Genomic DNA, 20,829 nt, shown 5'->3' with positions numbered 1-20,829 from the left:
CGGCGCTGAGCTACTTGGTGCCCTCAGCCTCCGGCGCGGTTCCAGTTCCCTGGCGGCCGGAAACTCCGGCTGCCGGAGCCCCATTGGCGGGCGCGGTGCCGCCCGTGGAGTCCCTGTCCGCATCCTCGGATGCGCGAACTGGTCCGCTTTGGTTATTCCGGAGATTAGCACGGGATTCACTATCTGAGACAGCGGCGTCCGAATGGCGGATGGTTGCCGCGTCTGCGGGAACGGTAGCGCGGTCGGCGTGGGCGGCGCTGTCGGCGCCGCTGGCGTCAGCGTCGGCGCCGGTGGCGCGGTCAGCGCTGTCGGCGTCGGTCGCGTCAGCGTCCGGCTTTGACTCTGCCGACTTTTCCTCTGCCGACTTTGCCTCCGCCGGCACAGTCTCCACCGGCTTTGAATCCCCCGGCTGTGCCTCCGCGGGTGCGCGGCCGGGGAGGAACGGGGTGTCCGGCTCGGAGCGCTTGCGCAGTCCGAGGAGGATGAAGGCGAGCAGGGCCCCGGCGAAGACGATGATGCTGGTCCAGACATTGAGCCTGGTGGTGAGCCCGAAGAGGGTGATCTGTTCGGCGTCGTCGATCCGCATGGCCTCGATCCAGACGCGGCCCAGGGTGTAGTACATGGCGTAGACGCAGAAGAGGCGGCCGCGGCGGAAGCTGAATCTGCGGTCCAGGGCCAGCAGGATCAGCACGCCGGCCAGGTTCCACAGCGACTCGTAGAGGAACGTCGGGTGGAAGAGCGTGTCCGTCGGCATGCCGGCGGGGAAGTTCGGGTTGTTGGGATCGATCTGCAGCCCCCACGGAAGCGTGGTGGGGCCGCCGAAGAGTTCCTGGTTGAAGTAGTTGCCCCAACGGCCAATGGCCTGGGCCAGCAGCAGCCCGGGGGCCGCGGCGTCCATGAAGGCGCTCAGCTTCACCCCGGCACGCCGGCACCCGATCCAGGCGCCCACGGCGCCGAGCACGACGGCGCCCCAGATGCCCAGGCCGCCGCGCTGGATCTGCGGGATCAGGGACAGGTCCCCTGTGCCGTCGAATCCCGGGCCGAAGTAGGCGTCCGGAGAGGAGAACACGTGGTACAGCCGTCCGCCGATAATGCCGAACGGGATGGCCCAGATGGCGATGTCCCAGACGCTGCCCTCGGGGGCGCCGCGGCGTGCCCAGCGGACCGAGGTCAGCCACAGGCCGGCAATAATGCCGGCGAGGATGCACAGGGCGTAGGCGTGGATGCGCAGGGACCCCCACGGCAGCGGGATGTCGAATCCGGACCAGCTGGGGCTCGGAATGCTCGCGGGAATCATCGCCGCCGCGTGGAGGACTGACTGCATTGCTTAGGCTTCTTCCTTGGTAAGGCCGGTGCTGAGGTCTTTCGTCAAGGAGGCTACCGCATCCACGCCGCCGTCCCGGATGGCCGCGACGAGGGCGGTGCCGACAATCACGCCGTCGGCGTACTCGGCGATCTCGCGGACATGGCTGGCGGTGGAGACGCCGAGGCCCACGCAGACGCGCTCGGCGCCCGCGGCGTGCGCTGCGGCGACGACGTCCCTGGCCGCGGAGCTGACCGAGGTCCGGGCGCCGGTGACGCCCATGATGGAGACGGCGTAGACGAAGCCGCGGCTCGCGTCCACCGTGCGTTTCATGCGTTCGGGCGAGGACGAGGGAGCCACGAGGAACACCCGGTCCAGGCCGTACTTGTCCGAGGCCGCCATCCATTCGGCGGCCTCGTCCGGAATGAGGTCGGGCGTGATGAGCCCGGCTCCCCCGGCCTCGGCCAGACGGCGGGAGAACTCGTCTACGCCCATCCGGACCACGGGGTTCCAGTACGTCATGACCAGCACGGCGGCGTCGGTCTTGCTCGTAATGCCGCGGACGACGTCGAAGACCTCCCGGACGTGGAAGCCCTTCGCGAGGGCCTCCGTCGTGGCAGCCTGGATGACCTGGCCGTCCATGACCGGGTCCGAGTACGGGATGCCGATCTCGATGAGGTCGGCGCCGTTCTCGGCCAGGGCGATGCCGGCGGCAATGGTGTCTTTAACGCTCGGGTAGCCGGCGGGCAGGTAGCCGATCAGAGCCGCCCGGCCCTGGGCGCGGGCGCGGTCAATGGCCGCGGCCGACTTGCTGGCGTGCTGGGTGCCGTCCTGGCTGATGCTCACAGCTGTTCCCCCTCTTTGGCGATTTCGGCTTCAGGTGAGTCCTTGTCCAGCAGGTCGAACCATTCCGCGGCCGTGGCCACGTCCTTGTCGCCGCGGCCGGAGAGGTTCACGATCACGATTTTCTCTGAGGCGTCTGTTGCCTTGCCTGCCGCCGCGTCTGCGGCGAGCCGCTGGCCCACCTTGATGGCGCCGGCGAGGGCGTGGGCGGACTCGATGGCGGGGATGATGCCCTCGGTGCGGCACAGGAGGCGGAAGGCCTCCATGGCTTCGCTGTCCGTGATGGGCTCGTAGCTGACCCGGCCAATGTCGGCCAGGTAGGAGTGCTCGGGGCCGACGCCGGGGTAGTCCAGGCCGGCGGAGATCGAGTGCGACTCGATGGTCTGGCCGTCGTCGTCCTGCATGAGGTACGAGCGGGCGCCGTGCAGTACGCCGGGTTTGCCGAGGGTGATGGTGGCTGCGTGGCGTCCGGTTTCGACGCCCTCGCCGCCGGCTTCGAAGCCGTAGATCTTGACCGAAGGGTCATCGAGGAAGCCGTGGAAGATGCCGATTGCGTTGGAGCCGCCGCCGATGCAGGCACAGACGGCATCCGGCAGCCGGCCGGTTTGGTCCAGGATCTGGCCGCGGGCTTCCTCACCGATGACCTCGTGGAAGTAGCGGACCATCGCCGGGAACGGGTGTGCTCCGGCGGCGGTGCCCAGCAGGTAGTGCGTGTTGCCCACGTTGGCCACCCAGTCGCGCAGGGCCTCGTTGATGGCGTCCTTGAGCGTCTGGGATCCGTTGGTGACCGGGATGACCGTGGCGCCGAGGAGTTCCATGCGGGCCACGTTGAGGGACTGCCTGCGGCAGTCCTCGGCGCCCATGTAGACCACGCATTCCAGGCCCAGCAGGGCTGCGGCCGTGGCGCTGGCCACGCCGTGCTGGCCGGCGCCGGTTTCGGCGATGACGCGGGTTTTGCCCATTCGCTTGGCGAGCAGCGCCTGGCCCAGGACGTTGTTGATCTTGTGCGAGCCGGTGTGGTTGAGGTCTTCGCGCTTGAGGAAGATCCGCACCCCGCCGGCGTGCTCGGCGAAGCGCTTGGCCTCGGTCAGCAGCGATGGCCGGCCCGAGTAGTTCTTGTTCAGGTCGGCGATCTGGGCCGTGAACTCCGGATCGGCCTTGGCCTTCTCGAAGGTGTCTTCGAGCTCGTCCAGGGCCGCGATGAGCGACTCTGGCATCCACCGGCCGCCGTAGTTCCCGAAGTAGGGCCCCGGGGCGTGGCGCAGGGACGGTTCGCCCTGCGCGGGATGCTCCGCGGGGCGGCCGCCCTGCAGGAACGCGTCCACGGCACTTTCGTCAGAGCCGGCTGCTGGTGCATCGACCATCAGTCTCACCATCCTGTTCCACTGCTAGCTTTGGGGATCTGCTGATGAGATCCGCTCATTGGTCCGGGCAAAATCGCGGGCCCGGCACCGCTCACGGTCCGGACGGAGGCGCCAGGACCGGCCGGCCTCAGGCGCGCGCGGCGATTGCCGTCGCGCCGGCAGCCATGAATTCGGCGATCCGCTCGCGGGGCGTCGCGTCACTGACCAGCGCCTCGCCGACCAGGACCGCGTTGGCTCCGCGGGCCGCGTAGTGCTTGACGTCCTCGACGTCGCGCACACCGGATTCGGCGACCACGAGCGCACCGGCGGGAATGCCGCCGGTCAGCGCCGCGAAGACGGAACGGTCGACGTCGAGCGTCTTGAGGTTGCGTACGTTGACGCCGATGATCCGGGCTTCCGCGGCGACTGCGCGCTCGATTTCCTCCGCCGTATGGGTCTCGACCAGCACGTTCATGCCGAGCTCGCGGCTGAGGGCCGTGAACTCACGCAGCTGGGCGTCCGAGAGCGAGGCCACGATCAGCAGGATCAGGTCGGCGCCGTGCGCCCGGGCCTCCCAGATCTGGTACTCGTCAACCATGAAGTCCTTGCGCAGCAGCGGAATGTCCACGGCGGCCCGGACGGCGTCGAGATCGGCCAGGGAGCCGCCGAAGCGGCGCTCCTCGGTCAAGACGCTGATCACGGCGGCCCCGCCGTCGGCGTACTGTGCGGCGAGGGACGCGGGATCGGCGATGTCCGCGAGCTGGCCCTTGGACGGGCTGCGGCGCTTGACCTCGGCAATCACCTTGAGCTGGTCCCGGGTGCTTGAGGTCCCGCCGAGGGCGGCCCAGGCGTCACGGGCGGGTGCCGCCGCGGCGGCACGCTCCTTCAGCTCCGCGAGCGTAACCAGACGCTGGCGCGCCTGCATATCCTCCCTGACACCGGCATTGATGTCGTCGAGAACGCTCACGCTCAGTGGCCGGAGTTCTTCAGCTTGCTGCCGCCGACGCCGTAGCCGGCCTTGCGCATGGCCCAGCCGGCGAGCAGGCCAATCACCATAACTGCGGCACCTGCAACGAAGATCGGGGTGTTGGCGATGACGAAGGCGATGGACGCAATGAGGGCGCCGATCAGCATCACGATCACGCAGGTCCACGCGGCCGGGCTGTTGCCGTGGCCCGGCGCTTCGCTGTGATCGACGTCGTCGTAGACGCCCTTCGGCGCAGCGGACGTGGATGCGGAAACAGTGGCTTTGCTCATTGAAATCTCCTCAGGATGAATACTGCTTACATTCTGCCATTTTTTGACCGTATTTTTGGCCGCGTTGCTTTGGCAGCGTTACTGGCCGCGTTGCCGGTCGCGCCCGCGGCATCGGCTCAGGTGGGGTCGTCACCGCGGGACAACCGGTCCCAGCTGTCAATCTCGTCCGCGGTGGCGGCCGGCGCATGACCGCCAGCTGCAGTTCCGCCGGCGGGCCCGGCGGCGGCCGCGTCATATTTGGTGCGGGTCTTCCAGTAGCGGCCAGCCGGCACGATCGCCAGGGCGCTGAGGCCCAGCAGGGCTCCGGCGACGACGGCGAGGACTGGGAACACTGTTACGTCCACCTGCACGCTGCTGCCGCTGATTCCGGTGGCGGCCGCGATCGATCCCTGCGCCGCGGCCAGCGGGTCCGCCAGCACGACGGCCGCCGCGGCGACGATGCCCGCGGCCGCGAGGAGGATGATCGCCGTGATGACCCAGCGGGCCACGCGGCCGGCGATGGAGGCCGCGAGGCCGCCGGCGAGGGCCACAAGCGCCAGGGCCGTCACGGTGGTGGCAGCCTTGCTGCCCTGGACCTGCAGGCCGTCCTGGCTTGCCACGGCCGCGCCGAGCTGCGTGGGATCGAGGTGCACGGTGAGCCAGGTCTGGGTGGTGGTCCCGAACACGGCAAGGGCCAGGGCAGCGATCACCAGGACCAGGGTGGACTTGCGGGCCCAGCCCGGAACGGCGGATCTCTTGGTGCTCTTCACAGTGCTCTTCACAGTGTTCTTGGCGGTGGCTTCCGGCTCCCCCATCAGGACTCGGCTCCTGCGTCGGGTGCTGCGTCAGTGATTGCGTCAACGGTGATGTTGTGCAGCGACCTGGCCGTGTGCACGGCGCGCAGCGGGGCGGCGGCCTTGTTCACGGTTTCCTGGGCCTCGGTCGGGTTCACCGAATCTGCGACGATTCCGCCGCCGGCCTGGACGTACGCGCGTCCTTCCCGGAGCAGGGCCGACCGGATGGCGATCGCCATGTCCATGTCCCCGGCGAAGTCCAGGTACCCCACCACGCCGCCATAGATGCCGCGCCGGTGCGGTTCAAGTTCGTCCAGCAGGCGCAGGGCCCGCGGCTTCGGGGCGCCGGAGAGGGTGCCGGCCGGGAACGTGGCCTTGAGCACGTCGTAGGCCTTGGCGGCCGGGGCGAGCTCTCCGACCACGGTGGACACCAGGTGCATGATGTGGCTGAAGCGCTCGACTTCCATGAATTGCGTGACGTCGACGGATCCAGCCACGCAGACCTTCGAGAGGTCGTTGCGGGACAGGTCGACCAGCATCAGGTGCTCGGCGCGTTCTTTCTCGTCCGCCAGCAGTTCCTCGGCCAGGGCCTTGTCCGCCTCGACCGTCTTGCCGCGCGGGCGTGAGCCGGCGATGGGGTGGGTGATGACTTCGTCCCCGGTCACGGTGACGAGGGCCTCCGGCGAGGAGCCGACGATCGTGTATTCGCGGCCGGCGGCGTCCTCGAAGCTGAAGAGGTACATGTAGGGGCTGGGGTTAGTGTTCCGCAGGACCCGGTAGACGTCGAGGGGGTCGGCGCCGCACTCCATTTCGAAGCGGCGGGAGATCACCACCTGGAAGACCTCACCGTCCACGATCGCCTCCTTGCCGCGGTCCAGGGCGGCCAGGTACTCGGTTTCGTCCCAGCGTTCCTGCACACTGGACGCGAAATCCAGGGCGGCCGTCTCCAGCACGGAGACCGGCTGCTCCACGGGGCGGCTGATCTTTTCGAGCAGGGCTTTGACGCGGGCGACGGCGTCATGCCAGGCGTCGTCGACCCGTTCGGTGCTGTTGTCGAAGTTGATGGCGTTGGCGATCAGCAGGACGGTGCCGTCCATGTTGTCGTGGACCGCCATGTCGGTGACCAGGTTGAGGGCCATTTCCGGCAGTTGGAGGTCGTCCTCCGGCGGGCTGGTCAGTTTCTCCCAGTGCCGGACGGTTTCCCAGCCCAGGAACCCGACCAGGCCCGAGGTGAACGGCGGGAGGCCGTCGAAGCGCTCGGTGCGCAGCGCGGCGACGGTGTCGCGGATGGCGTCCACGGGGTTGCCGTCCAGGGGCACACCGACCGGGGGCTCGCCCAGCCAGTGCGCGCTGCCGTCCTTGGTGGTCAGGGTGGCCCGGGAGCGGGAGCCGATGAAGGAATAGCGCGACCAGGCGCCGCCGACCGCCGCCGATTCCATCAGGAACGTTCCGGGCTGGCCATGGGCGAGCTTGCGGTAGAGCCCGATCGGGGTTTCGGCGTCAGCCAGCACCTTGAGCCGGACGGGGATGACGCGGCTGTGGCCTGCGAGTTCGCGGAACTCTTCGAGGCCGGGGCTGATGATTCCTAGGTCCTGCATGGCTGTGCTTTCCGCCTGTTCTTTAGGTGGACCTGCGACCGGATCCGGTCATGGGATCCTGCCTGGGGTCCGGTTCGTGAAGCTGTGGAAGCGCCGGGGCGCTCTGCCGGTGTGCCGGGCACCTAGCCTCCGTGGCCAACGACGGCGTCGAGCTCGCGGCCGTCGAAGCACGTCCGGGTTCCGGTGTGGCAGGCCGCGCCGACCTGGTCGACCCGCACCAGCAGCGCATCGCCGTCGCAGTCCATGGCGAGCGACTTGACCCATTGCACGTGCCCGGAGGTGTCTCCCTTGCGCCAGTACTCCTGGCGGGAGCGCGAAAAGAACGTCACGCGCCCGCTGGTCAGGGTGCGGTGCAGCGCTTCGTCGTCCATCCAGCCCAGCATCAGCACCTCGTGGGTGTCGAATTGCTGGACGATGGCGGCCACCAGGCCGGCGCTGTCGCGCTTGAGCGCGTCCGCCAGTCCGGCCGGGAGGGGGCTGCCGCTGACGGGACTGCGATCGACGGCGCTGCCGTTAATGGCGCTGCCGTTGATGGGGCTGGGGGCGGAGGCGGGCTGCTCAGACATCAGATCAAGTCTAGTGCCTCCGGGCCGGTCGCCGGCCTGCGGACAGGTCCCGCCGCTTAACACTGGCGCGCCAACCGGCCCAGCGCCGCGGTCCGGCCCTGCATCATGCGGCCGGGCGCGGTCGCGGCGGCGATTCCTGTGCCCACACACGGCCGTCTCGTGCTAGTTTCACAAGTGATGCATTTCGTCGAACCGTCCCGAGAAGTCCTGGCCGAAACCCTGCTGGCGGCCGGCCCTGATGCCGCCACGCTCTGCACAGGTTGGCTCACCCGCGATCTTGCCGCGCACCTGTACCTGCGCGAGCGGAAAATCGCCGTCGGACTGGGCCTGCTCATCAAGCGCCTGTCCAAGGCCTCGGACCAGGCGACGGCCGAACTGGCGGGCACCCTGAAGACCACCGAGGACTACGCCAAGCTGGTCAACGACTTCCGGGCCGGTCCCCCGGCGCTGTCCCCGCTGCGGATCAAGGCGCTGGACGAAAGCTCCAACCTGATCGAGTACTTTGTGCACACCGAGGACGTCCGCCGTGCCGTGGACCGCTGGGCCCCGCGCGCCCTGGACCAGGCCTACTCGGACGCGCTGTGGGATGAGCTCGTCAAGCGGGCCGCGATCCTGTACCGCGGCGTGGATCTGGGCATCGTGCTGGTGAGCCCCTCGGGTCCGCGGCATGTCGCCAAACGCGCCCCCGTATCCGTGGCCATCGTCGGCGAACCGGGCGAGCTGCTCATGCACGCCCACGGCCGCACCCGCCACGCCCTCGTGACCTTTGAAGGCCAGCCGGACGCCGTCGCGCTCCTGCAGTCCGCCGAAGTCGGCCTCTAATCCCCACCCGGCGGGTGGGGACTAGCGGACTTCGAAGCCTGCGTCGCGGATCGCGGCCTTGACCTGCGCGATCATGTCCAGCGGGCCGAAGTGGAAGACCGAGGCCGCCAGGACGGCGTCGGCGCCCGCTGCCACGGCCGGCGGGAAGTGCTCCGGCTTGCCGGCGCCGCCGGAGGCAATGATCGGGACCTTGACCCCCGCCCGCGCCAGGCGGATCAGTTCCAGATCGAAGCCGTCCTTGGTGCCGTCGGCGTCGATCGAGTTCAGCAGAATTTCACCCACCCCGCGGTCGGCCGCTTCCCGCGCCCAGGCGATCGCGTCGATGCCTGTCCCCTGCCGTCCGCCGTGCGTGGTGACCTCGAAGCCGGACGGGGTGGGCTGCGAGCCCGGACGGGTCCGGCGCGCGTCGAGGGAGAGCACCAGGACCTGGGAGCCGAAGTGCCGGGTGATCTCGTCGATCACGTCCGGCCGGGCCACGGCTGCGGTGTTGATGGCGGCCTTGTCCGCGCCGCAGCGCAGGAGTTTGTCCACCTCGGCCACGCCACGGACCCCGCCGCCGACCGTCAGCGGGATGAAGACTTCCTCGGCGGTGCGGCGGACGACGTCGAACGTGGTCTCCCTGTTGCCGGAGGACGCTGTGACGTCAAGGAAGGTCAGCTCGTCGGCGCCGCTGTTGTCGTAGCGGTGCGCCAGTTCCACCGGGTCCCCGGCGTCGCGGAGGCCCTCAAAGTTGATGCCCTTGACCACGCGGCCGGCGTCGACGTCGAGGCACGGGATGACGCGCACGGCAACAGTCATGACTTCTCCTGGTACTTGCAGGCGGGTAATTGCTGCAGGGTGGTTGCTGAAGGTTTTCCTGGCGGGACCCGGCGGGGCGGGGAGCCTAGATGCGGCAGGCGTGGATGCTGCTGACCAGGATGGCGCGGGCGCCGAGGTCGTAGAGCTCGTCCATGATCCGGTTGGTTTCCCGCTTGGGCACCATCGAGCGGACGGCCACCCAGTCCGAATCGCGCAGCGGCGACACGGTGGGCGACTCCAGGCCGGGGGTGAGCCCGGCGGCCTGCTCGACGAGTTCCTTGCGGATGTCGTAGTCCATCAGCACGTACTGCCGGGCCACGAGGACGCCCTGGAGCCGGCGGATCAGGACCTCCGTGGCAGGGTTCTGCTCGCCCTTGCGGCCAATCAGCACGGACTCCGAATTCAGGATCGGCTCGCCGAAGATCTCCATGCCGGCAGCCTTGAGCGTGGTGCCGGTCTCGACGACGTCGGCAATCGCGTCGGCGACGCCGAGTCGGACGGAGGATTCCACGGCGCCGTCAAGGCGGACCACCTTGGCGTTGATGCCGCGTGCGGCCAGGTAGCCGCGCAGCAGTCCGTCGTAGCTCGTGGCCAGGCGCTTGCCCTCGAGCTCGGCGACCGTGGTGAAGTCGCCGACCGGGCCGGCGAAGCGGAAGGTGGAAGCGGCGAAGCCCAACGGCAGCAGCTCCTCAGCCTCGACCTCCGCGTCGAGCAGCAGGTCGCGGCCGGTGATGCCGACGTCGAGCGTTCCCTGGCCCACGTACACAGCAATGTCGCGCGGGCGCAGGAAGAAGAACTCAATGTCGTTGTCCGGGTCCACCATGACAAGCTCGCGGGTATCGCGGCGCTGGCGGTAGCCTGCCTCGGCCAGCATGGCCGCGGCAGCTTCGGACAGGGATCCCTTGTTCGGGACGGCAACTCTAAGCATGGGAAAAGTCTCTCTTGGGTGTGGAAGTCTCTGTTGGGGCACATCGGCCACGCGGTGCACGGGATCCGCCAGCGAAGTCATGGCGGTGTCCGGTGCGGGCGCGGCTACAGATGCTTGTAGACGTCTTCCAGGGTGAGTCCTTTGGCGAGCATCAGAACCTGCAGGTGGTAGAGCAGCTGGGAAATTTCCTCGGCGGCGGCCTCATCGGATTCATACTCCGCAGCCATCCAAACCTCGGCTGCTTCCTCCACGACCTTCTTGCCGATGCCGTGGACTCCGGAATCCAGTTCGGCGACGGTGCGGGAGCCCTCCGGGCGGACGGCTGCCTTTTCACTCAGTTCTGCGAACAGCGACTCGAAATTCTTCACGCCCCCAAGCCTACTTGCTCCCGGCGCGGGAACGCCCGCCGGGGCGTTGCATGACGGCGGAGATGTGAGGCACTACATATCCAACACGGCCGGCACACTCAGCCGGCGCGGGCGGCCACGGAGGCGCCCGCACCGGCAAAAGCTGCAGCTTGGCGGTTCAGCCGAACTGTTTGAGCGTCACTGCCGTGGCCAGGGCGGCGGTAACGGCCTCGTGACCCTTGTCCTCGGTGGATCCGGGCAGGCCTGCCCGGTCGATCCCCTGCTGCTCGGTATCGCACGTCAGCACGCCGAAGCCGACGGGAATCCCGGTGCGGACGCTGACCTCGGTCAGGCCCAGGGTGGCCGCCTCGCAGACATATTCGAAGTGCGGGGTACCGCCCCGGATGACGACGCCGAGCGCCACGACGGCGTCGAAGTGCGGTGCCAGCCGGGCGGCCGCGACCGGGAGCTCAAACGTGCCCGGCACGCGCAGGACTGTCGGCTCATTGATGCCGGCGTCCTTCGCGGCGCGCAGGGCACCGTCGAGCAGCCCGTCCATGATCTGGGTGTGCCAGCTCGCGGCCACAATGGCCAGCTTGAGCTGTGAGGTTTCTTCGGGCTTGAAGGTGCTGAGGTCGATCTGGGGGGCGCCGTGGCCGCTCATAGGTATTCCTTGCTATTGAGTCTGGTGGTCGTGTTGCTGCCCGGTCAGTCCTGGTCGTGCTCGAATCCGGACAGGCCGGCGGCCGGAGCCGGTTCAACGTCCAGGACCAGGCGGTGGTCCATCCGGTCCTTCTTCGTCTGCAGGTAGCGGATGTTCTGCTCCCGGGAGGGGACCTCCGTGGGGACCATCTCCACCACCTTGACGCCTGCCTGCGCAAGCCGGTCCTGCTTGTCCGGGTTGTTGCTCAGCAGCCGGATCTCGTGGAGACCCATCTCCGCGAGGATCTGGGCCGCGGCCTTGTAGCAGCGCGCGTCGACCGGCAGCCCGAGCTGTTCGTTGGCCTCCACAGTGTCAAAACCGGCCTCCTGCAGGGCGTAGGCCTTCATCTTGTTCGCCAGGCCGATCCCCCGGCCCTCCTGGCCGCGCAGGTACAGCAGGGTGCCGCCGAGTTCGTTGATCAGCTCGAGCGCATAGGCGAGCTGTTCGCCGCAGTCGCAGCGGTAGGAGCCAAACACATCGCCGGTCAGGCACTCCGAATGGAGGCGGACCAGCGGTGGCTCGCCGTCAACCGGCGCCATCGGTGAACTGACGGCCAGGTGCTCCGCGCCGGTGGCGAGGTCGGTCCAGGCCTGCGCCACGAAGTCGCCAAATGCGGTGGGCAGCTGGACGATGGGTCCTGCGCTGACCGGATGCGGTTGACGGGCCATGGCCGTCTCTTCTCGGGTCTCCGAAGTCGTCATTATTTCTCCTCCATCAGACAGGGTCCGCTGCGTGGCTGCCGTGCTGTTCCGCTTCAAGATACGCCACCAGATCCGCAATCGAAATCAGGGGGCAGCCATGCTCGATGGCGAAGCCGCGCAATCCGTCCAGCCGCATCATTTCTCCGTTGTCGTACACAAGCTCTGCTATCACGCCCACGGGCTCCAGGCCCGCGAGCCGGCACAGGTCCACGGCCGCTTCGGTGTGGCCGGGACGTTCCCGCACTCCCCCCTTAACGGCGCGGAGGGGAAAAACATGCCCGGGACGGGTCAAGGAATGTGGCCGGCTTTGCGGGTCGGCCAGGATCCGGGCCGTCAGGGCGCGGTCCGTGGCGGAAATTCCGGTGCTGACACCCACGGCGGCGTCGCAGGACACGGTGTAGGCGGTGCCCTTGGCGTCTTCGTTGATTGCCACCATTGGCGGCAGCGCCAGGGCGTCGGCCCGGCCGGCGTCGAGCGGTACGCAGATCACTCCGGAGCTGTAGCGGACTGTCCAGCCCATCAGCGCGGGGGTGGCGTGCTCGGCGGCGAAAATGATGTCGCCTTCGTTCTCGCGGTCCTCGTTGTCCACCACCAGGACGGGGCGCCCGGCTGCCATGGCGCTGATGGCGTCCTCGATCGGATCGAGGCCTACACGCCCGGTGCCGGCAGCGGTGGCGCGGAGCACCCCGGCCACGTCATGGCCGGGCTGGTCCGTGACCCGGCTCATTTCGCGGCCCCGTCCGTGAGGGCGGCTTCTCCGGCGGAACCTTCGGCTGCCCTGTGCGCGGCGGGCGATGAACCGCCGGCAAAGGACAGCAGGCGTTCGGTGTACTTCGCCAGGACATCGACTTCGAGGTTTACATGGCCGCCGGGTGTCTTCTGGCCCAGGCCGGTCTCGGCCAGGGTGGTCGGGATGAGCCCTACTTCAAACCAGGGCGCCGGATCGTTGGCCGGACTGACTGCCGTGACGGTGAGGGAGACGCCGTCGACGGCGATTGATCCCTTTTCGGCGATGTACCGGGCCAGCCCGGCCGGCACCGCGAACCGCAGCCGGTCCCAGTTGCCAAGCCCCTCGCGCTCCACGAGCTGGCCGACGCCGTCGACGTGGCCCTGGACCACGTGGCCGTCCAACCGTCCCCCGGCGGGGACGCAGCGTTCCAGGTTGACGGGATCGCCCGCAGTAAGTTCTCCGATCGTGCTGCGGACCAAGGTCTCGCCCATAACGTCAACGCTGAAGTCCCTGCCCTCGATCTGCGTGGCGGTGAGGCAGACGCCGTTGACCGCTATGGAACCGCCCAGGGCGAGCCCGTCCGTGGTGCCGGGCGCATGGAGCCGTACGGTGGCGCTGCTGTCCCCGTTGCGCTCAACGGAGAGCACCTTTCCCTGCTCGGCGATAATTCCGGTAAACATCAATTGCCTCCTGCGGCGGTGTCCGCGCCGGTGCGGTGCGGGGTGGTATCGGATGAAGTAGGGGTGGCGGCCGGGCGGGCCGGGTCAGCATCATCGGCGGTGGCGGCCGGGCGAAGATGGAGCCGGAGGTCGCGGCCGAGGACCTGGACGGCGCCGCCGGATGCCCGGTCCCATTCCCACCGCTGGGCATCGGCCAGGGTGGTGATGCCGAGGTCGTCCAGGGCGGCGGTGCCGGAGCCAAGCAGTGTGGGCGCCAGGTAGACGATGAGTTCGTCGACCAGGCCGGCGGCCAGGAACGCGCTCAGGATCCGGGAGCCGCCCTCCACCATGAGGTGCCGGACGCCGTGTGCGAACAGCTGGTCCAGGGCCTCGCGCGGGTCGCGGGTGGCCAGGTGCAGGACGTTGCCGTCGGCTCCGTGGATGGCGGCGTCGTCGGGAATGCCCCGGTACCCCATCACGGCGCGCAACGGCTGTTTGCCCTCTGCTTCGCCGCCGGCGTTCCGGGCGGTAAGCCGGGGGTTGTCGATCAGGACCGTCTGGGTGCCCACCAGGATGGCGTCTATCCGGCCGCGCAGGGCGTGGTTGTCGGCGAGCGATTCCGGGCTGGAGATCCACTGGCTGGTGCCGTCGCTGGCGGCGATGCGGCTGTCGAGGGTCTGGGCGATATGCAGGGTGACGAAGGGCCGTTTGGCGGAGACGGCGTCGAACCAGCGCCGGTTCAAATCCAGCGCCGCCTCGGCCGCCAGCCCGGAGCGGACGCGGACGCCCGCGGCCCGGAGCGTCACGGCGCCGCCGGCGGCCGGGTCGTGGGGATCGTCGACGGCGTAGATGACGTCGGTGATGCCGGCGTCGATGATCGCCTGCGCGCAGGGCCCGGTGCGTCCACAGTGGTTGCAGGGCTCCAGCGTCACCACGATCGCCGCGCCGCGGAGGTCCCGGCCCGCCGCCTTCGCCTGGCCGATGGCGTCGGCTTCGGCGTGGGCAGTCCCGGCTCCGCGGTGGTAACCGGTGGCGAGGTGCGTCCCGTCGGCCCCGACGACGACGGCGCCGACGAGGGGGTTGGCGCCCCGCGGGCCCTGCGCCGCGGCGGCCAGGGCAGCCTGCATCGCAGCATTCTCGGCAGCGTTAAACGCGGCAGTGCCGGACGGGGCAGTGCCGGACGGGGCGGCGCTGAATCCGGCGCTCACGCCGGCGGTGTTGAGGGCACTCACTTGGCCACCACGGGGTCGGGGAAGACGGTTTCGACCGTGACCGGCCGGTTCGCCAGTCTGGAGGCACGCCACCAGACAAAGAACCCGGCCAGGGTGAAGAAGCCGTAGAAGAGGTACATGACGGCGCTGGCGTAGTAGCCGGCGCTGAACAGCAGTGGCACACCGACGATGTCCACCGCCACCCAGATGAGCCAGAACTCCGTCCAGCCCCGCGCCATGCCGTATGTCGCGAGCAGCGAGCCCATGAACGTCCACGCGTCGGCCCAGACCGGCGGGTAGGAGCCGAGGGAGTCGAAGACCGGGGTAAGCGCCATGGTGCCGGCCACGAGGCTGAGGGCAAGAATCACCCGGGTCTGGTTGCCGGCCCAGCGCGGCGCGACGGCAGTGCCGCCGCTGCCGGACTTCCTGCCCTGCTGCCAGCGGTACCAGCCGTAGAGGGCGACGCCGATGAACATGACTTGGCGTCCGGCCTGGCCCCACAGCGTGGCCGGCGTGGCGGAACCGAAGACGTTGCCCAGGAAGACCGTCAGGAGCAGCAAGTTGCCGGCGATGCCGACGGGCCATGCCCAGACCCGGCGGCGCATGCCGCCGACGGCGCTGGCGAGGCCAAAGATGTTGCCTAGCACTTCACGAAGAATCAGGACAGATCCGCCTACGGGGATCTGCGCTTCGAAGAGCCATCGCAAGGGGTCCATGTGTGTGTCGTTCCTTCCCTCAAGAACCGCGATGGCTCCGGGGGTATACGACAGCGCAATTATGCGGCGCCGTTGGGGCGCCGCAGTAACAGCTGTACGTGCTTCTCTCATCCAGACTTTAACTGTCGGTACCGGAATTTCACCGGTTCAACCGTTTGCCGGCTTCCTTCCCGAGGGAGGGCGCTGGCGCGCGGGTCGCGGACTGTCACCGCCGGTTCGGACTTACACCGACCCCGGAGCACGTATGTGTGTTGTTATTCTGACACAACTGCGGCCCTGCCCGGGCTATTCCCCGGATGCCGATGTTACGCCCGGCGTCATCTTCGCAGCAGTTCCCCGCCGGGACCGCGCGTCAGCGGGACCCCGCCGCCCGGAGCCTTTCGACAGCCGCCGCCGGATCCGCGGCGCCGTAGACGGCTGACCCCGCAACAAAGACGTTCGCCCCCGCCTCTGCCGCGCGCACGATCGTCTCCTCGGTGATGCCGCCATCCACCTGCAGTGCCACCGCGACCCCGGACCCGTCAATGGCAGCGCGGGCCCGCCGGATCTTGGGCAGCGTCAGGTCCAGGAAAGACTGCCCGCCGAAGCCTGGCTCCACCGTCATGATCAACAGCAGGTCCAGTTCCGGGAGCATGTCCAGATAGGGCTCCACGGGGGTGCCCGGACGCAGCGCCATGCCGGCTTTGGCCCCGCGGGCGCGCAGTTCCCGCGCGAGTTTGATCGGCGCGATCGAGGCTTCGGCGTGGAACGTCACCGAGGCAATCCCGGCGTCGGCGAAGCCCGGCGCCCAGCGGTCCGCGTCGGCGATCATCAGGTGGGCGTCCAGCGGCACCGGGCTGACGGCCTGGATGCGCTGCACCACAGGCAGCCCGATGGTCAGGTTGGGCACGAAATGATTGTCCATGACGTCCACATGCACCGCATCGGCATTGCTGATACGGCGCAGTTCGGCCTCAAGGTTGACGAAGTCAGCCGAAAGGATGCTCGGGTTGATGCAGCACTGGGCCATGGATTTCCTTCACGTTCGTACTTTGCTGGTTCGTTCTTGGTGGCAGTGCCCCAGTATCAGCGAAACTCAGGCCAACTTGCGAATCAGCGCCAGGAACATGGCGTCCGTCTGGTGCACGTGCGGCCAGAGCTGGGCGGTGAGCTCGTGCCCGGCCTCGAGGTGGCCGGTGAGGCTGACGCCGTCCAGCACGGCGCCGGCGTCGAGGAGCTCGAGGTCCTCGCGCTTGCGCAGGGCATCACTGACGACGGCGGTGGTCTCTGCCGGGTGCGGCGAACATGTCACGTACGCCACCACGCCGCCGGGCTTGACCGCGTCGATCGCGGAGTTGAGCAGCTGGCGCTGCAGCGGGCCAAGGTCCACGAGGTCCTTGGGCGTGCGCCGCCAGCGCGACTCCGGACGCCGGCGCAGGGCGCCCAGGCCGGTGCACGGGACATCCACCAGGACGCGGTCGAACGACTCCGGCTGCTCGGCGCCAATGTCGCGGCCGTCCCCGGTCCTTACCTCCCAGGCCTCCCGCGGGACCGCGGACAGGGCCTGCCGCACGAGTTTGGCACGGTGCGGGGCGGACTCGTTGGCCAGCAGGTGGGCGCCCCGCTGCCGGGCGAGGGCTCCGAGCAAGGCGGCTTTGCCGCCGGGACCGGCACAGAGATCCAGCCAGCGCTCCCCCGCGCCCCCGCTGTCCGTCTCCGCTTCGCCGCCAGAATTTGTGCCGGGGTCTGCGCTGATGTTGTTTTCGGGCCGGGCGCCGGGGGTTGTGCCGAGATCGACGGCGGCCATGGCGCGGGCCACGAGCTGCGAACCGACGTCCTGGACACGGGTGCTTCCGTCACGGACCGAGGCGAGCCGGCCGAGGTCCCCGCCGCTGGAGAGCGCGGATCCCTCGACGAGCTCGCCCGGGGTGGCCCCGCCTTCCAGGGCCTCGTCGAGGCTGCCGACGCCGGGCAGCGCCACAAGGTTCACCACGGGTGCGGCGTTGTCGGCTTCGAGGAGCGCGTCAATCTCAGAAACCGCCCGGCCGTGGGCCACGAGCGACTGGCGGAGCGCGCGGACGATCCATTCCGGGTGGGCGTAGCGGATGGACGCGATCGTGGTGGCATCGGTCTCGGTGCTGAGCAGCAGGTCGAGCCACTCGTCGAGGGTGCGGGCGGAGACTTTGCGCAGGACGGCGTTGATCAGTGCGGAGGGCCCGGCCCCGATCACGGCGCGGGCCAGCCCCACCGTCTGGTCCAAGGCGGCGTGAGCGGGCACGCGCATGGCGAGCAGCTGGTGCACCCCGATCCGCAGGGCATCCAGGATCGCGGGATCCAGCTCCTCAAGCGGACGGTCCACGCACCGGGCCAGGATGGCGTCGTACGTGCCCTGGCCGCGGAGGGCGCCATAGCTGAGCTCGGTGGCGAAACCGGCGTCGCGCTTGTCCAGCCCGTGGTGCCGGATCCGGGCCGGGAGCACCAGGTTCGCGTAGGCGTCCTCGGCGGCCACGGCGCGGAGCACTTCAAAGGCAACCAGCCGGGCCGGATCGGCACGGCGGGTCCGCTGGGACGGGGCGCTCTCGGTGAAGCCGCGCTGCGGGCCGCGGTTGCGTTCCCGGCCCTGGGCGTTCCGCCTGCTGCCGCCCCCGGCGCCCTGGCCACTGCCTCGGCTGTTGCCGCTGGTCCCGGAACCGCTCATTCGAATACCACGCTTTCAAGTGTTGCCTGCCCACGCGCCCAATCAGCGGCGGCCATCATTTTCTTGCCCGCGGGTTGCACCCGCGTCAATTCCACCGGGTGCGATCCCGTACCGACGAGAACCCGTTTCCCGTCCATGGCCAGCTGTCCGGGCCGAAGCGCCGCCGAGTCCGCTGCCGGCAGCACTGGCTCCAGTTTGATCCGCTGGCCCTCCAGAAGTGTCCAGGCGCCCGGCTCCGGCGTGACGCCGCGGGCACGGCGGCCGATCGCCAGGGCGGGCTGCTGCCAGTCGAGCCGGCCGTCTTCGAGACTGAGTTTGGGTGCCAGGCTGACGTCGCCCTGCTGCGGGAGCGCGACGGCCTTGCCGGCGTCGATGGCGGACAGCGTTTGGGCCAGCAGGACCGCGCCGCTGTGGGAGAGGCGTTCGAGCAGGGCCCCGGCGGTATCGGCGGCGTGCACGGTCTCCGTGAGGGTCCCGAAGACCGGACCGGTGTCCAGCCCCTCCTCCAGGCGGAAGGTGACGGCACCTGTGACGTCGTCGCCGGCGATGACGGCGCGCTGCACGGGGGCTGCGCCGCGCCAGGCCGGCAGTAAGGAGAAGTGCAGGTTTACCCAGCCGTGGCGGGGGACAGCGAGGGCCGCGGGGGGAATCAGCCCGCCATAGGCCACGATCGCCGCAACGTCCGGTGCTGCGGCGGCAATGCGGGCGGTGACCCCGGCATCGACTTTGGCGGCGTGGATGATCTCAATGCCGAGCTCGGCGGCCCTGGCGGCCACGGGCGACGGCGTCAGGACGCGTTTGCGTCCCAGCGGTGCGTCCGGGCGGGTGAGGACAGCGACGACGTCGAACCCGGCGTCGACAAGGGCGTCGAGCGACGGCACGGCGACAGCGGGGGTTCCGGCGAAGAGAACCCTCACGGGGTGATTCCGAAGCTGGACCCGCCAAAGCTCGTCCCGACGCTCTTCGCGCGCTTGGTGGTTGTCTGTTCCGTGATGGCGTCGTAGTTGGCATTGCGGATGGCGCGCAGGGCGGCCTTACGGTCTTCGCCCTCGAGCCGGTCGGTGTAGAGAATGCCGTCCAGGTGGTCGGTCTCGTGCTGGAAGCAGCGCGCCAGCATGTCCTCGCCCTCCACGGTGACGGGGTTGCCGTGCAGGTCCACGCCGGTCACCCGGGTGTGGCGGTACCGGCGGACGCGGAAGCCCAGACCCGGGATGGACAGGCATCCCTCAACCTGGTCCGGCTGGAAGTCCTCGCTGCTTTCCAGCACGGGGTTGACGATGTGACCCTCGACGCCGCCGATCCGGTAGGTGAAGACGCGCAGGCTCACACCGACCTGGGGCGCGGCCAGGCCGGCGCCCTCGACATCCTCCATGGTTTCGGTCATGTCGGCGACGAGCTTTGCCAGTTCAGGCCCGAATTCCGTCACGGGATCGGCGACTGTGCGCAGCACAGGATCTCCGATGATGCGGATATTCAAAATGGCCATGTGCAGTCTGTCCTCACGGTGGGCGGCTAGGGGTCCAGTCCAGTTTAGTTGCAGCTGCCCGTGCTTCTGTTGGTTGCTTCTGGTCAGCGCTTCACGGGCGGCGCCAGCGGGAGCAGTGCTGCTCCGGCGGTTGCCGTGTCGGCGGACATCTCCCACACGCGGCGCAGCGCACAGAATTTCCACCAGTGATGCTTCAGGACCTCGGGGTTGGCCCGCTGCGGACGGACCTCGGTCTCGCCGACCGCCACGGCCAGGAGGATCGGGGACTCGCCGTGCTGCCAGGCCTCCCACTCCCCCGCGACGGGATCCACGAGGCTTTCCTCAGCCTTCATGCCCGCCACGAGCTGCATGACCACCTTGTCATCAAGCGGTTTGACGGTACCGTCCCGGCTGGTGCCCTTGGTCTTGTAGTCGATAAGACAGGTCCGGCCATTGATCCGTGCCACGAGGTCCAGGGTGCCGGCATAGCCGACCGTCTTGTTCCACACCGTAATTTCCGGAGCGATGGGTTCAACCTGGAAGAGCTCCCACCATTCGTCGAAGCGTGCCGCGAAGGCTTCCTCGCCGTTGGCGGCCAGTGCCTCCCGTGTTTCCTTCATCTGGTGCGGCCGGCCGAGCGCACGAAGCGCAACCTGCTCGCAATAGTTGTGGACCCGGTCGCCGCGTTTGGCGGCATCGTCCCGGTACGACTCCGCCGCCTTGGCGGCCCGGCTGACCGCCTGCCGCAGTTTGGCCGGGCTCCCCAGGATGCCGGGGAGCTCGGGATCCTGGGCCAGGCTGTTGGCGCCCATGTACCCGAACCAGCCATCCAGGCCGTGCGGCTGCTGGCCGATCACCGTGGTGATGGAAGGGACGGAGAACTGTGCCGACGTGGAGCGGGCGTACATGCGGCCATAGTCCGTGGCGTGGGCGAGGAGTGGAGCGGTCATATGAAGACTCTTTCACGGGGGTCAGACAACGATGAAAAGCAAAATGGCCCGCCCCGCTGAGTCAGCGGAACAGACCATTTCGTTAGTGGGCGATACTGGGTTCGAACCAGTGACCTCTTCGGTGTGAACGAAGCGCGCTACCACTGCGCCAATCGCCCTAACGACATTGAATGCTAGCCCACCCGGGCGGATTTTAGAAATCGGCCCGGGGGAACCTGGCCGCGGCGGGAATGCGGGCCCAATACTCCCCCGCAACGGGCTTGTGCACGGGCAGTGTCCACCAGCCCCCCGACCCGTTCCAGTCGTGCCACTCAGAAGGCCCGGTCAGTAGTCCCGGCGCCCCTTAGGACCACGGCTGGACACCGACGCTAATTACAGCGCTGTAATTAGCAAAATCCCCTAGAACTCGGGGAAGTAAGGCCATGGAACGCGGGCCAAT

At 68.8% G+C, this 20,829-nt stretch carries 23 protein-coding genes, 1 tRNA gene and 1 riboswitch; of the genes, 1 reads left to right on the top strand and 23 read right to left on the bottom strand.

The features are described from left to right. Nucleotides 1-10: 10 nt before the first annotated feature. From lgt to hisI, 8 genes are all read right to left on the bottom strand, one after another. The gene (gene lgt / locus AC1DRO_RS06480) at nt 11-1,324 is read right to left on the bottom strand and encodes a prolipoprotein diacylglyceryl transferase (protein ID WP_476950215.1); all 1,314 of its coding nucleotides are present in this window, start codon (nt 1,322-1,324) and stop codon (nt 11-13) included. A 3-nt stretch (nt 1,325-1,327) separates the two neighbouring features. Then, nucleotides 1,328-2,149: a tryptophan synthase subunit alpha gene (trpA, locus tag AC1DRO_RS06475; RefSeq protein WP_476950214.1), complete on the bottom strand. Its 822-nt coding sequence runs from the start codon at nt 2,147-2,149 to the stop codon at nt 1,328-1,330. After that, entirely contained in the window at nt 2,146-3,510 is a 1,365-nt protein-coding gene (trpB, locus tag AC1DRO_RS06470; protein ID WP_476950213.1) for a tryptophan synthase subunit beta, read from the bottom strand. Before trpB ends, trpA begins: the two co-directional genes overlap by 4 nt. A gap of 127 nt (nt 3,511-3,637) precedes the next feature. Continuing rightward, complete coding sequence (gene trpC / locus AC1DRO_RS06465) at nt 3,638-4,456, bottom strand: indole-3-glycerol phosphate synthase TrpC (protein WP_459384450.1); 819 nt, start codon at nt 4,454-4,456, stop codon at nt 3,638-3,640. Nucleotides 4,457-4,458: 2 nt separating this feature from the next. Beyond that, on the bottom strand, nt 4,459-4,746 hold the full coding sequence (locus tag AC1DRO_RS06460) for an HGxxPAAW family protein (protein WP_018772470.1): 288 nt from the start codon (nt 4,744-4,746) through the stop codon (nt 4,459-4,461). 116 nt (nt 4,747-4,862) lie between these two features. Beyond that, the gene (locus AC1DRO_RS06455) at nt 4,863-5,540 is read right to left on the bottom strand and encodes a Trp biosynthesis-associated membrane protein (protein ID WP_476950212.1); all 678 of its coding nucleotides are present in this window, start codon (nt 5,538-5,540) and stop codon (nt 4,863-4,865) included. Then, nucleotides 5,540-7,117: an anthranilate synthase component I gene (locus tag AC1DRO_RS06450; protein WP_459384448.1), complete on the bottom strand. Its 1,578-nt coding sequence runs from the start codon at nt 7,115-7,117 to the stop codon at nt 5,540-5,542. The genes AC1DRO_RS06455 and AC1DRO_RS06450 overlap by 1 nt, the downstream gene beginning before the upstream one ends. Nucleotides 7,118-7,239: 122 nt before the next feature. Beyond that, complete coding sequence (gene hisI, locus AC1DRO_RS06445) at nt 7,240-7,683, bottom strand: phosphoribosyl-AMP cyclohydrolase (protein WP_476943875.1); 444 nt, start codon at nt 7,681-7,683, stop codon at nt 7,240-7,242. A 177-nt stretch (nt 7,684-7,860) separates the two neighbouring features. Between hisI and AC1DRO_RS06440 the strand changes: the two genes are divergently transcribed. Next, nucleotides 7,861-8,505: a TIGR03085 family metal-binding protein gene (locus tag AC1DRO_RS06440; RefSeq protein ID WP_028277041.1), complete on the top strand. Its 645-nt coding sequence runs from the start codon at nt 7,861-7,863 to the stop codon at nt 8,503-8,505. Nucleotides 8,506-8,526: 21 nt separating this feature from the next. Here the strand turns inward: AC1DRO_RS06440 and hisF are convergent, their stop codons facing one another. The 15 genes from hisF to AC1DRO_RS06365 form a co-directional block, all read right to left on the bottom strand. Then, complete coding sequence (hisF, locus tag AC1DRO_RS06435; RefSeq protein ID WP_476950211.1) at nt 8,527-9,303, bottom strand: imidazole glycerol phosphate synthase subunit HisF; 777 nt, start codon at nt 9,301-9,303, stop codon at nt 8,527-8,529. A gap of 85 nt (nt 9,304-9,388) precedes the next feature. Further along, nucleotides 9,389-10,231, bottom strand: coding sequence for an ATP phosphoribosyltransferase (hisG, locus tag AC1DRO_RS06430; protein ID WP_028277039.1), 843 nt, complete (start codon nt 10,229-10,231; stop codon nt 9,389-9,391). Nucleotides 10,232-10,335: 104 nt separating this feature from the next. Beyond that, complete coding sequence (locus AC1DRO_RS06425) at nt 10,336-10,599, bottom strand: phosphoribosyl-ATP diphosphatase (protein ID WP_018772463.1); 264 nt, start codon at nt 10,597-10,599, stop codon at nt 10,336-10,338. A gap of 157 nt (nt 10,600-10,756) precedes the next feature. Continuing rightward, the gene (gene ribH / locus AC1DRO_RS06420) at nt 10,757-11,242 is read right to left on the bottom strand and encodes a 6,7-dimethyl-8-ribityllumazine synthase (RefSeq protein WP_243179121.1); all 486 of its coding nucleotides are present in this window, start codon (nt 11,240-11,242) and stop codon (nt 10,757-10,759) included. Nucleotides 11,243-11,286: 44 nt separating this feature from the next. Next, on the bottom strand, nt 11,287-11,982 hold the full coding sequence (gene ribA, locus AC1DRO_RS06415; protein ID WP_243179150.1) for a GTP cyclohydrolase II: 696 nt from the start codon (nt 11,980-11,982) through the stop codon (nt 11,287-11,289). Nucleotides 11,983-11,995: 13 nt separating this feature from the next. Further along, a complete protein-coding gene (gene ribB / locus AC1DRO_RS06410; protein ID WP_476945561.1) occupies nt 11,996-12,709 on the bottom strand; it encodes a 3,4-dihydroxy-2-butanone-4-phosphate synthase in 714 nt (237 codons plus the stop codon). Continuing rightward, nucleotides 12,706-13,392, bottom strand: coding sequence for a riboflavin synthase (locus tag AC1DRO_RS06405; RefSeq protein ID WP_476950210.1), 687 nt, complete (start codon nt 13,390-13,392; stop codon nt 12,706-12,708). Before AC1DRO_RS06405 ends, ribB begins: the two co-directional genes overlap by 4 nt. Beyond that, nucleotides 13,392-14,603 carry a bifunctional diaminohydroxyphosphoribosylaminopyrimidine deaminase/5-amino-6-(5-phosphoribosylamino)uracil reductase RibD gene (gene ribD / locus AC1DRO_RS06400; protein ID WP_476950209.1) on the bottom strand — a complete coding sequence of 404 codons (1,212 nt, stop codon included), beginning with the start codon at nt 14,601-14,603 and terminating at the stop codon, nt 13,392-13,394. The genes AC1DRO_RS06405 and ribD overlap by 1 nt, the downstream gene beginning before the upstream one ends. Continuing rightward, the gene (gene pnuC / locus AC1DRO_RS06395; protein ID WP_028277033.1) at nt 14,600-15,298 is read right to left on the bottom strand and encodes a nicotinamide riboside transporter PnuC; all 699 of its coding nucleotides are present in this window, start codon (nt 15,296-15,298) and stop codon (nt 14,600-14,602) included. The genes ribD and pnuC overlap by 4 nt, the downstream gene beginning before the upstream one ends. 94 nt (nt 15,299-15,392) lie before the next feature. Continuing rightward, nucleotides 15,393-15,544, bottom strand: a riboswitch (FMN riboswitch). A 106-nt stretch (nt 15,545-15,650) separates the two neighbouring features. After that, nucleotides 15,651-16,307 carry a ribulose-phosphate 3-epimerase gene (gene rpe, locus AC1DRO_RS06390; protein ID WP_028277032.1) on the bottom strand — a complete coding sequence of 219 codons (657 nt, stop codon included), beginning with the start codon at nt 16,305-16,307 and terminating at the stop codon, nt 15,651-15,653. 66 nt (nt 16,308-16,373) lie between these two features. After that, nucleotides 16,374-17,975, bottom strand: a complete 1,602-nt coding sequence (locus AC1DRO_RS06385) for an RsmB/NOP family class I SAM-dependent RNA methyltransferase (protein WP_476950208.1) — start codon at nt 17,973-17,975, stop codon at nt 16,374-16,376. Continuing rightward, complete coding sequence (gene fmt / locus AC1DRO_RS06380) at nt 17,972-18,892, bottom strand: methionyl-tRNA formyltransferase (RefSeq protein WP_476943874.1); 921 nt, start codon at nt 18,890-18,892, stop codon at nt 17,972-17,974. Before fmt ends, AC1DRO_RS06385 begins: the two co-directional genes overlap by 4 nt. Further along, nucleotides 18,889-19,461: a peptide deformylase gene (def, locus tag AC1DRO_RS06375; protein WP_476950207.1), complete on the bottom strand. Its 573-nt coding sequence runs from the start codon at nt 19,459-19,461 to the stop codon at nt 18,889-18,891. Before def ends, fmt begins: the two co-directional genes overlap by 4 nt. Before the next feature lie 83 nt (nt 19,462-19,544). Beyond that, on the bottom strand, nt 19,545-20,390 hold the full coding sequence (locus tag AC1DRO_RS06370; protein WP_243179171.1) for a cytochrome: 846 nt from the start codon (nt 20,388-20,390) through the stop codon (nt 19,545-19,547). 86 nt (nt 20,391-20,476) lie between these two features. Then, a tRNA-Val gene (locus AC1DRO_RS06365) sits at nt 20,477-20,548 on the bottom strand. Nucleotides 20,549-20,829: the final 281 nt, after the last annotated feature.

The organism is Arthrobacter sp. P4_F11, from assembly GCF_056401395.1.
This window is presented reverse-complemented; position numbering and strand designations above follow the sequence as displayed.

Excerpts from the sequence above, each read along its gene's own strand:
- lgt (WP_476950215.1), bottom strand. The coding sequence starts at position 1,324 with ATGCAGTCAGTCCTCCACGCGGCGGCGATGATTCCCGCGAGCATTCCG.
- trpB (WP_476950213.1), bottom strand. The coding sequence starts at position 3,510 with ATGGTCGATGCACCAGCAGCCGGCTCTGACGAAAGTGCCGTGGACGCG.
- AC1DRO_RS06460 (WP_018772470.1), bottom strand. The coding sequence starts at position 4,746 with ATGAGCAAAGCCACTGTTTCCGCATCCACGTCCGCTGCGCCGAAGGGC.
- AC1DRO_RS06455 (WP_476950212.1), bottom strand. The coding sequence starts at position 5,540 with ATGGGGGAGCCGGAAGCCACCGCCAAGAACACTGTGAAGAGCACTGTG.
- AC1DRO_RS06450 (WP_459384448.1), bottom strand. The coding sequence starts at position 7,117 with ATGCAGGACCTAGGAATCATCAGCCCCGGCCTCGAAGAGTTCCGCGAA.
- hisI (WP_476943875.1), bottom strand. The coding sequence starts at position 7,683 with ATGTCTGAGCAGCCCGCCTCCGCCCCCAGCCCCATCAACGGCAGCGCC.
- AC1DRO_RS06440 (WP_028277041.1), top strand. The coding sequence starts at position 7,861 with ATGCATTTCGTCGAACCGTCCCGAGAAGTCCTGGCCGAAACCCTGCTG.
- hisF (WP_476950211.1), bottom strand. The coding sequence starts at position 9,303 with ATGACTGTTGCCGTGCGCGTCATCCCGTGCCTCGACGTCGACGCCGGC.
- hisG (WP_028277039.1), bottom strand. The coding sequence starts at position 10,231 with ATGCTTAGAGTTGCCGTCCCGAACAAGGGATCCCTGTCCGAAGCTGCC.
- ribH (WP_243179121.1), bottom strand. The coding sequence starts at position 11,242 with ATGAGCGGCCACGGCGCCCCCCAGATCGACCTCAGCACCTTCAAGCCC.
- ribA (WP_243179150.1), bottom strand. The coding sequence starts at position 11,982 with ATGACGACTTCGGAGACCCGAGAAGAGACGGCCATGGCCCGTCAACCG.
- ribB (WP_476945561.1), bottom strand. The coding sequence starts at position 12,709 with ATGAGCCGGGTCACGGACCAGCCCGGCCATGACGTGGCCGGGGTGCTC.
- AC1DRO_RS06405 (WP_476950210.1), bottom strand. The coding sequence starts at position 13,392 with ATGTTTACCGGAATTATCGCCGAGCAGGGAAAGGTGCTCTCCGTTGAG.
- pnuC (WP_028277033.1), bottom strand. The coding sequence starts at position 15,298 with ATGGACCCCTTGCGATGGCTCTTCGAAGCGCAGATCCCCGTAGGCGGA.
- rpe (WP_028277032.1), bottom strand. The coding sequence starts at position 16,307 with ATGGCCCAGTGCTGCATCAACCCGAGCATCCTTTCGGCTGACTTCGTC.
- AC1DRO_RS06385 (WP_476950208.1), bottom strand. The coding sequence starts at position 17,975 with ATGAGCGGTTCCGGGACCAGCGGCAACAGCCGAGGCAGTGGCCAGGGC.
- def (WP_476950207.1), bottom strand. The coding sequence starts at position 19,461 with ATGGCCATTTTGAATATCCGCATCATCGGAGATCCTGTGCTGCGCACA.
- AC1DRO_RS06370 (WP_243179171.1), bottom strand. The coding sequence starts at position 20,390 with ATGACCGCTCCACTCCTCGCCCACGCCACGGACTATGGCCGCATGTAC.